Below are 7,605 nucleotides of genomic sequence, written 5' to 3' on the forward strand. Positions count from 1 at the left end.
CGACCAGCAGGAAGCGGGCGGCGCGGTCGTCGCCGCCTTCGGCCTGGCGCTGCTGTTGGTCTTCCTGGTGCTGGCGGCCCAGTTCGAAAGCTGGATCACCCCGGCCGTGATCATGCTGACGGTGCCTCTGGCGGCCGCCGGCGGCCTGTTCGGCCTGTTGATGGCGGGGTCCAGTCTGAACATCTACAGCCAGATCGGCCTGATCATTCTGATCGGGGTGGCGGCCAAGAACGGCATCCTCATCGTGGAGTTCGCCAACCAGCTGCGCGACCAGGGACGGTCGATCCGGGAGGCGATCATCGAATCGTCCTCCCTGCGGCTGCGGCCCATCATCATGACCTCCATCGCCACCGCCTTCGGCGCCCTCCCGCTGGTGCTATGGCAGGGGGCGGGGGCAGGCAGCCGCCAGACCATCGGCGTGGTGATCTTCGCCGGGGCGATCTTCGCCACCGTGCTGACGCTGTTCGTGGTGCCGGTGATCTACGGCCTGCTGGCGCGCTTCACCAAGTCGCCCGAATGGACCGCCCGCAAGATCGAGGAATGGGAGGCCCAGGAGATGCGGCAGGGCGGCGAGAAGCCGATCCCGCTGGAATAGGCGCGATCAGGGGGCGGGCGCCGGCGTCGGCGTCGGCGTCTCCTCCGCCGCTTCCGGTCGATAGCCCGTCTCGACCTTCAGGAAGGCGATGACGTCGCGCCGGTCGGTCGCGTCGGGCAGGCCGGGAAAGGTCATCTTGTTGCCCGGCAGGAAGGTGCGCGGGTTCTGCAGCCAGTGGTCAAGCCTGTCCGCATCCCAGGTGAAGTCGGCCGTCCGCATGGCGTTGGAATAGTTGTAACGGGGGCGCTCGCCGGCCTTGCGGCCGAACACGCCGTAGAGGTTCGGCCCCGTCATGTCCGCGCCGCCCTCGCCGATGGTGTGGCAGGCGCGGCAGCGGGCGAAGGCGCGACGCCCGTTCTCCAGATCGCCCTGGTCGTAGGGGGCGGGGAGGGACGCCAGCAGATCGGCCTTTTCGGCATCCGCCAGGACGCGGGGCGGCTTGGCCGGCGCGCTCTGCGGCGGCGCTTCGCCTCCGTCGCCGCACCCGGTCAGGGCGAGGGGCAGGACAAGAAACGCAGCGAGGGCGAGGCGGGTCATGGGCGGCTCCGGTTTGACGTCCTTGATAGCGCACCATCGCGACGCGGCAATTGGGCAGGCTGTCCTGCTGGACGGCAGGCGGTCGCGGCTGATAATCAGTGTCAGAACATCGCGGCGCCGACGGCGGCCGCCTCATCGAGCGTAGATTTTGAGCGACATCATCAAGCTGAGCCAGGCCCGACGCGGCGACCGCGGCGTCATCGTCGAAGTCGGCGGCCACTGTCACCATCAGGAAAATGCGGTGGAACTGGAGCGCCGTCTGCTGGAACTCGGGTTCGTCGAAGGCGCGCGCGTCGAACTGATGCACGAAGGCCTGTTCGGCCGCGACCCCATCGCCATGAAGGTGGATGACATGCGCGTCGCCCTGCGCCGGCACGAGGCCGCCAGCCTGACGATGAAACGGGACCACGCCTGATGGACGTCTCGCTCAGGACCGCCCGAGTCGCCCTGGTCGGTAATCCGAACAGCGGCAAGACCGCCCTGTTCAACGCCCTGACCGGCGCGCACCAGAAGGTCGCCAACTACGCCGGCGTGACGGTGGAGCGGAAGGAGGGCGTCGTTCGCGCCGTCTCCGGCCGGTCCATGTCGGTGCTGGACCTGCCCGGCACCTATTCCCTGCGCGCCCGCAGCCCGGACGAGGAGGTGACGCGCGACGCCGTGCTGGGCCGTCTGGCGGGGGAGACGCCGCCCGACGTGGTGGTGTGCGTCGCCGACGCCACCAACCTGCGGCTGGTTCTGCGCCTGATCCTGGAGCTGAAGGCCGTGGGGCGGCCCATGGTCCTGGCTCTGAACATGTACGACATCGCCCAGCGCCAGGGGCTGAGGATCGACCTGGACGGCCTGTGCGCCGAACTGGGCGTGCCCATCGTCACGACCGTCGCGACGCGCAAGCGCGGGATCGACGACCTGGTCGCCGCCATCGAGGCCCAGTCCGACACCGCCGCGTTGTCGGACAGCCAGTGGCGTAGCCCGGACGCCGCAGAACTGCGCGCCGCCGCCCGCGAGGCCGAGCGGATCATGAAGGCGTATGTCCGCCCGCCCGAGCGGCCCGACACCCTGACCGGGAAGATCGATTCCGTCCTGCTGCATCCGGTCGCCGGTCTGGCCATCCTGCTGGCCCTGCTGTTCGTGATGTTCCAGGCGGTGTTCAGCTGGGCCGCGCCGCTGATGGACGGGATCGAGGGCGGCATCGGCTGGCTGGGCAGCCTGGTCGCCGCGGTCCTGCCCGACGGTCTGCTGCAGAGCCTGATCGTCGACGGGATCATTTCCGGCGTCGGCAGCGTGCTAGTCTTCCTGCCGCAGATTCTGATCCTCTTCCTGTTCATCATTGCGCTGGAGGACTTCGGCTACATGGCTCGCGCGGCCTTTCTGATGGACAAGATCATGGGCGGCGCCGGCCTGCATGGCCGGGCCTTCATCCCTCTGCTGTCCAGCTTCGCCTGCGCCATTCCCGGCGTGATGGCGGCGCGGGTGATCGATTCCAAGCGCGACCGGATGACCACGATCCTGGTGGCGCCGCTGATGACCTGCTCGGCGCGCATCCCCGTCTATACGCTGATCATCGCCGCCTTCATTCCGAACGAGACGGTCTGGGGCTTCGCCAACCTGCAAGGGCTGGTGATGTTCGGCCTTTACGCCGCCGGCATCGTCAGCGCGCTTTTGGTGTCTCTGGTGATCCGCAAGGTGTTCTGGCGCGGCGCGGTCGAGCCCTTCATGATGGAGCTGCCGACCTACAAGGTCCCCGATCTGAAAAGCGTGGGCTTCAACCTGTGGCTCCGCGCCAAGATTTTCCTGAACCGGGCGGGGCGGATCATCCTGCCGGCGGTGATCATCCTGTGGGTGCTGGCGACCTTCCCCTATCCGCCCGAGAACGCCACGCTGCCGGCCATCGACTATTCGTTCGCCGGCATGATCGGACGGGCGCTGGAGCCGATCTTCGCCCCCATCGGCTTCAACTGGCAGATGGTCATCGCCCTGATCCCCGGCATGGCGGCGCGGGAGGTGGCGGTGGCGGCGCTGGGCACGACCTACGCCATCGCCGACGCCGAGAATGCGACGGGCCTCTTGGCCTCGACCCTGGCGTCGCATTGGTCGCTGGCCACGGCGCTGTCGTTCCTGGCCTGGTACATCTTCGCGCCCCAGTGCGTGGCGACCCTGGGCGTGGTCAGGCGCGAGACGAACTCGCTGAAATGGACCTGGATCATGATCGGCTACATGTTCGGTCTGGCCTATCTGGCGTCGTTCGTGACCTATCATGTGGCGAGGGCGCTCGGAGGCGGCTAAGGCGAGGGGAGACGCCCCCGCGAGCCCTGCCTGATGACCTCCGTTCTGATCGTCGCCGTCCTGGGCGGCCTGGGCCTGATCTTCGGCAGCTTCATCGGCGCCGTCAGCGTGCGCCTGCCGCGCGACATGGACGTGGTGACCCAGCGGTCGCGCTGCATGACCTGCGAGGCCACGCTGCGCCCGTGGGAGCTGGTCCCCGTCTTCAGCTGGCTGGCGCTGCGGGGCCGGTGCGCCCGCTGCGACAGCCGCATCTCGCCGCGCTATCCGCTGATCGAGCTGGGCGCGGCGGCCGTGGGCGTCTGGGCCGCATGGGCGGCGCCGGATTCGGCGACGGCGATCGCCACGGCGGCGCTGGGCTGGCAACTTCTGTTGATCGCGCTGGTCGACGGCGAGCATTTCTGGCTGCCGGACGCCCTGACCTGGCCGCTGGCGGCGAGCGGCGTGCTGGCGGCGGGGGCGCTGCACGGCTGGAGCGGGGCGGGGTGGAGCGTGTTCAGCCTGGTCGTCGGCTTCGGCGTCCTGTGGGGCGTGGCGTGGCTTTATCGGCGCGTGCGCGGGCGGGACGGTCTGGGCGGGGGCGACCCCTTCCTGTTCGCGGGCGCGGGGGCCTGGGTCGGATGGATCGGGCTGCCCAGCGTGCTGCTTTGGGCCTGCGCGGCGGGCCTAAGCGTGGTCGTCGCCCAGCTGGTGGTGCGCCGGCGGGTCAGCGGTGGCGACCGGCTGCCGTTCGGCGTCTTCCTGGCGATCGGAATCTGGCTGACCTGGCTCTACGGCCCGCTGGGCCTCTAGCGGCCCGTCGTCAGCTTCACGACAATGATGGCGGCGGTGTCCAAGATGGCCTCGGGCGTGTCGGCGCGGCGCAGCAGGTCGAAACTGGCGGCCGTCGATTCGGCGATGGAGGCGATCTGGTAGGAGGCCAGGCGCGGATTGTAGTCGCGCGGATGCAGGCCCGCGGCGTGGGCCTGGGCCACGCGGCGTTCGATGGCCAGGTGCAGGCGGCGCAGGCGGCGCACGCGGCTTTCCACGAAGGCGGCGTCGCCGTTGTCGGCCAGCATGTGCTCGACCCGCAGGACCTGGCCGTGCGCGCGCCAGATGGCCATGACGTCCAGGATGAAGGCGCGGGCGATGGCGAAGGCCCGGTCGCCCGGCCAGTCGGCCTGGAAATGGTTGGCCAGGCCCTGGAAGTCGTCGGCCGCCGCCTCGCACAGGGCCAGAACCGGCTCATCCACCGTCTTGAAATAGGTGTAGAAGTTGGAGGGCGAGACATCAGCGGCCGAGGCGACGTCGGCGACGCGGATTTCGCCGTAGTGCCGCTCGTTCAGCAGGCGCCGGGTCGCGTCGAGGATGGCCTGGCGCGTGCGGCCGCCCCGCGCGCCGATCTTGTGCCCCAGCTTGTTCTTTGTGTCGGCCATGCCCTCGGACAGGGAAGGGGTGAATGGTGCCGGTTGCAGGAATCGAACCCGCGACCTTCGGTTTACAAAACCGCTGCTCTACCAGCTGAGCTAAACCGGCCTCGCCCCGTCGGGCAAGCGCGCCTTATGCGGACGGATCGCCGCGGGCGCAAGCCGGCTTTCAGTCCAGCTCGGCGGCGATCCGGTCGGCCAGGGCCTTCAGGGTCTCGCTGTCGGCCATCGGGGCGTGGCCGTGTCCCTTCAGCGGCCGGTCCTCCCAGCGCGGGATGATGTGGAAATGCAGGTGGAAGACGGTTTGACCGCCCGCCGCGCCGTTGAACTGCATCACGCTGAGGCCGTCGGGGCGCAGCGCCTTTTCCACCGCGCGCGCCGTGCGTTGCACGGCCAGGGCCATATGGCTGAGGACCTCCGGCTCCACCTCCAGAAGATTGCGGGCCTGGGACGCCTTGGCGATGACCAGGACGTGACCCTCCGACTGCGGAAAGACGTCCATGAAGGCCAGGACCTGATCGTCCTCCCAGACCTTCACCGAGGGCATGTCGCCGCGCAGGATGCGGGCGAAGACGTTGTCGGGATCATAGTCGCCGTGCAGGCTCATCGGGGTCTCCGTCGGCTGGGTCCGGCCCTCGCTTAGCAGTCGAAGGCGGGAAGGGGGAGCCTTCCGACGTTTCGTGCATTATGGCGAAGCTTGAACCTTTCGGAGGGCGTCATGATCCGTTTCATCATACAGGCCGTGGTGACCATGGCCGGGCTGTGGCTGTCGGCGCAGGTGGTGCCGGGCGTGGACTTCACCAACAACGGCTCGCTGATCGCGGCGGCGATCATCCTGGGGCTGGTCAACGCCATCGTGCGGCCGATCATGGTGGTGCTGACCTTTCCGATCACGGTGCTGACGCTGGGCCTTTTCCTGCTGGTGGTGAACGCCGCCATGATCGGGCTGACGGCCATGTTCCTGGACGGGTTCGCGGTCGACGGCCTGTGGGCGGGCATCGGCGCGGCCATCGTGACCGGCGTGGTCAGCTGGATCGCGGGCGCCTTCATCGGCGACGGCGAGCGGGCCTGACACGGCGCGAAACCGCGTGGCGCGTTGCCCGACTCCGTTCAGGAGGCTAGAGCGTTCGGCTTCTCCCGCCTGACCGAAGTTTCCGACCATGCACGACATCAGAGCCATTCGCGAGAACCCCCAGGTTTACGTGGCGGGTTGGTCGTCGCGCGGGGTGGACGCGGCCGACGGGCTGGTGGCCGACATCCTGCGGCTGGATGCTGAGCTGCGCCGGGCGCAGACGACCGGGCAGGACGCCCTGTCGAAAAGGAACGCCGCCTCCAAGCTGATCGGCGCGGCGATGGGCCGTCAGGACATGGCTGAGGCCGACCGGCTGAAGGCCGAGGTCGAGGCGCTGAAGGGCGAGATCGCCGCCGCCGCCGAGGTGGAGGCGTCGGTCGGCAAGGAACTGCGCGACCTGCTGGCGGCGCAGAAGAATCTGGCGGCAGAGGACGTGCCGGACGGCGAGGACGAGGCGGGCAATGTCGAGGTCTCGACCTGGGGCGAGCCGCGTCGCAACGGCCCGGCCAAGGATCACGCCGACCTGGGGGAGGCGCTGGGTCTGCTGGACTTCGAGGCGGCGGCCAAGATGTCGGGCGCGCGGTTCGCGGTGCTGAAAGGGCAGCTGGCGCGACTGGAGCGGGCCGTGGGTCAGTTCATGCTGGACATGCAGACTGACCAGCACGGCTATCTGGAGGTGAACCCGCCCTACCTCGTCAAGCCGGATGCAATGTTCGGAACTGGGCAGCTGCCCAAGTTTGAAGATGATCTGTTCGCAGCCAGCGCTGGTTGGCTTCAGGCTCAAGAGCGGAGGCATGAAGCCGATCTCGTCGCGGCTATTCGGGGTGGAACAGCTACTTTCCTATCTCGGCTAGACGAGGTCCGCGACAACGAAGCTATCGCCAAACTTGCAGCGGACATATTCGATGTCGCTGAAAGAACCAGGGAAGAAGCACTCCGGTCTGTCGCGAGCGACCGTGCGAGCTATCAGCGCTACCTCATCCCCACCGCCGAAGTTTCCCTGACCAACCTCGTGCGCGAGAGCATCCTGTCCGAGGATGATCTGGCGACGCCGATGCGGATGACGGCGTTGACGCCGTGCTTCCGGGCCGAGGCGGGGTCGGCGGGGCGGGATACGCGCGGGCTGATCCGTCAGCACCAGTTCTCGAAGGTCGAGATGGTGTCGATCACGCGGCCGGAGGATTCCGACGCCGAGCACGAGCGGATGACGGGCTGCGCCGAGGCTGTGCTGAAGGCGCTGGAGCTGCCGTTCCGGCGGATGCTGCTGTGCAAGGGCGACATGGGCTTTTCGGCGCAGAAGACCTTCGACCTGGAGGTCTGGCTGCCCAGCCAGGGGACCTATCGCGAGATCAGCAGCTGTTCGAACTGCGGGGACTTCCAGGCCCGGCGGATGGACGCGCGGTTCAAGCGCGCCGGCGAGAAGAAGACCGAGTTCGTCCATACGCTTAACGGGTCCGGCCTGGCGGTCGGGCGCACGCTGGTGGCGATCATGGAGAACTATCAGCAGGAGGACGGCCGGATCGCCGTGCCGATTGTTCTGCAGCCGTATATGGGCGGTCTGAAGGTCGTGGGCGGTGCTCAATGAACTTTCCGCTCATCCCGGCGAAAGCCGGGACCCAGTGCTTTGGGCCGAAGGCGGCAAAGGTTCGCACGCCCTTGGTCCAACGCACTGCCAAGCGACAGAACTGGGTCCCGGCTTTCGCCGGGATGAGCGG

9 protein-coding genes and 1 tRNA gene are annotated in these 7,605 nt (G+C 68.2%); 6 read left to right on the forward strand and 4 right to left on the reverse strand.

From position 1 onward, the window contains the following. The coding region (locus tag B2U11_RS14055; protein WP_292072631.1) for an efflux RND transporter permease subunit at nt 1-595 on the forward strand (595 nt) is incomplete at its 5' end. 6 nt (nt 596-601) lie between these two features. Here B2U11_RS14055 and B2U11_RS14060 read toward each other — a convergent pair. Beyond that, nucleotides 602-1,132, reverse strand: a complete 531-nt coding sequence (locus tag B2U11_RS14060; RefSeq protein ID WP_292072633.1) for a c-type cytochrome — start codon at nt 1,130-1,132, stop codon at nt 602-604. A gap of 148 nt (nt 1,133-1,280) precedes the next feature. On the opposite strand from B2U11_RS14060, the gene B2U11_RS14065 reads away from it, so the two are divergent. Genes B2U11_RS14065 through B2U11_RS14075 form a run of 3 tightly spaced genes read left to right on the forward strand, consistent with a single transcriptional unit; the run spans nt 1,281 to nt 4,204 of the window. Further along, nucleotides 1,281-1,547, forward strand: a complete 267-nt coding sequence (locus B2U11_RS14065; protein ID WP_292072635.1) for a FeoA family protein — start codon at nt 1,281-1,283, stop codon at nt 1,545-1,547. Next, nucleotides 1,547-3,415, forward strand: a complete 1,869-nt coding sequence (gene feoB, locus B2U11_RS14070; protein WP_292072637.1) for a ferrous iron transporter B — start codon at nt 1,547-1,549, stop codon at nt 3,413-3,415. The genes B2U11_RS14065 and feoB overlap by 1 nt, the downstream gene beginning before the upstream one ends. A gap of 33 nt (nt 3,416-3,448) precedes the next feature. Further along, complete coding sequence (locus tag B2U11_RS14075; RefSeq protein ID WP_292072639.1) at nt 3,449-4,204, forward strand: prepilin peptidase; 756 nt, start codon at nt 3,449-3,451, stop codon at nt 4,202-4,204. Here the strand turns inward: B2U11_RS14075 and B2U11_RS14080 are convergent. The 3 genes from B2U11_RS14080 to B2U11_RS14090 form a co-directional block, all read right to left on the reverse strand. Then, nucleotides 4,201-4,827, reverse strand: a complete 627-nt coding sequence (locus tag B2U11_RS14080) for a TetR/AcrR family transcriptional regulator (RefSeq protein WP_292072641.1) — start codon at nt 4,825-4,827, stop codon at nt 4,201-4,203. The two genes, B2U11_RS14075 and B2U11_RS14080, sit on opposite strands and share 4 nt — an antisense overlap. A gap of 24 nt (nt 4,828-4,851) precedes the next feature. Further along, nucleotides 4,852-4,927 (reverse strand) — tRNA-Thr (locus B2U11_RS14085). 60 nt (nt 4,928-4,987) lie between these two features. Then, complete coding sequence (locus B2U11_RS14090) at nt 4,988-5,425, reverse strand: HIT family protein (protein ID WP_292072643.1); 438 nt, start codon at nt 5,423-5,425, stop codon at nt 4,988-4,990. Between the two features lie 111 nt (nt 5,426-5,536). Here B2U11_RS14090 and B2U11_RS14095 point away from each other — a divergent pair, with 111 nt between their 5' ends. Beyond that, on the forward strand, nt 5,537-5,890 hold the full coding sequence (locus B2U11_RS14095) for a phage holin family protein (RefSeq protein WP_292072645.1): 354 nt from the start codon (nt 5,537-5,539) through the stop codon (nt 5,888-5,890). Nucleotides 5,891-5,978: 88 nt separating this feature from the next. Next, nucleotides 5,979-7,475 carry a serine--tRNA ligase gene (gene serS, locus B2U11_RS14100; RefSeq protein ID WP_292072647.1) on the forward strand — a complete coding sequence of 499 codons (1,497 nt, stop codon included), beginning with the start codon at nt 5,979-5,981 and terminating at the stop codon, nt 7,473-7,475. The last annotated feature ends 130 nt before the right edge of the window (nt 7,476-7,605 follow it).

It is taken from the genome of Brevundimonas sp. UBA7534 (assembly GCF_002479325.1).
Taxonomy (GTDB): domain Bacteria; phylum Pseudomonadota; class Alphaproteobacteria; order Caulobacterales; family Caulobacteraceae; genus Brevundimonas.

What these genes read in the sequence shown, in the direction of transcription:
- B2U11_RS14080 (WP_292072641.1), bottom strand. Translation starts at nt 4,827, where the DNA reads ATGGCCGACACAAAGAACAAGCTGGGGCACAAGATCGGCGCGCGGGGC.
- B2U11_RS14060 (WP_292072633.1), bottom strand. Translation starts at nt 1,132, where the DNA reads ATGACCCGCCTCGCCCTCGCTGCGTTTCTTGTCCTGCCCCTCGCCCTG.
- serS (WP_292072647.1), top strand. Translation starts at nt 5,979, where the DNA reads ATGCACGACATCAGAGCCATTCGCGAGAACCCCCAGGTTTACGTGGCG.
- B2U11_RS14095 (WP_292072645.1), top strand. Translation starts at nt 5,537, where the DNA reads ATGATCCGTTTCATCATACAGGCCGTGGTGACCATGGCCGGGCTGTGG.
- B2U11_RS14075 (WP_292072639.1), top strand. Translation starts at nt 3,449, where the DNA reads ATGACCTCCGTTCTGATCGTCGCCGTCCTGGGCGGCCTGGGCCTGATC.
- B2U11_RS14090 (WP_292072643.1), bottom strand. Translation starts at nt 5,425, where the DNA reads ATGAGCCTGCACGGCGACTATGATCCCGACAACGTCTTCGCCCGCATC.
- feoB (WP_292072637.1), top strand. Translation starts at nt 1,547, where the DNA reads ATGGACGTCTCGCTCAGGACCGCCCGAGTCGCCCTGGTCGGTAATCCG.